The 1,065-nt window shown below is 47.3% G+C and carries 1 protein-coding gene; it reads left to right on the top strand.

The window, feature by feature from the left end; all coding sequences use genetic code 11:
- Positions 1–1,065 (top strand): iron uptake porin (locus tag AC2VE5_RS28645; protein WP_486890897.1); only part of this gene is annotated, 1,065 nt, incomplete at both ends.

Below are 1,065 nucleotides of genomic sequence, written 5' to 3'. Positions count from 1 at the left end.
GTTGCACCCATAGAGCATCGTCTTTCTCTAGAACCAAGCCTCCAAGAGAGTGAAATCATCACCCCCGTTGAGGATTTGTCCTCTGTCCAACCAAGCGAGCGCCTTTTCCAAGCTTGGCTTTCTTTAGTAGAACGTTACGGATGCAGTGCTGGGTATATCAATCGCGATCGGCTTGTTGTCAGCCGACAGGAATTTGCTATAGATTTACACACCTGTTTAGACCAATTGAGCAAGCTGATTGGGGCGGCTCCGGCGGGGTTAGCACAAGAGGACTTAGCTACCTTGCAGCGTTTACAGGTAGAATTTGCCACCGAGTTAGCAGCCCTTAGAGGCAGATTAGACAATTTAGACGCACAAACTAATCGGTTAGACCAACCGTTTTCGACTACAACCAAGCTTACGGGAGAAGTTGTTTTTGGCATTAGCGCCGCCAATGGCGGTGATAAAGCTGATGATGACGAGCAGGTAGATAATAATCTCAGCCTTGGTAGTAGAGGGCGTTTAACCTTTGATACCTCTTTTACTGGTGAAGACCGTTTGAGAATCCGCTTGCAATCTACCAATACCCCTAGCTTTAGTGACGCGACTGGTACAGATATGGCACGTTTGTCATTTCAAGGAAATGATGAGAATCAGTTGAGATTAAGCGTACTAGAATATCGCTTACCGATTAGGGAGCAAGCAACACTCTACTTTGAAGTTGTGGGCGGAGGACTGGACGACTTTACGGACACGCTAAATCCGCTCCTAAGCGGTAGCAGTCGCGGTTCCATTTCTCGTTTTGGTCAACGTAACCCAATTTATCGGCAAAGTGGGGGCGCTGGGGCAGGTATTAACTATGACTTAAGCGAAACTGTCAGTTTGAGTTTGGGCTATTTGGGTTTGAATACTCCAACGGACGAGGAAGTGAATGATTCCGAATCGAGTAACGATGGTATCCCCTACGGTACTATTGTGCAACTGACGTTGCAACCCAATGAATCTGTTGGTTTTGGTTTGACTTACGTGCGCTCCTACAACAACCTTGATACCGGAACCGGGAGTCAGCTTGCAAACGATCCCTTT

It is taken from the genome of Aliterella sp. E5.1, assembly GCF_057473825.1.
Note: the sequence above shows the minus strand (reverse complement) of the source record. Positions and strands in the feature narration are given on the sequence as shown.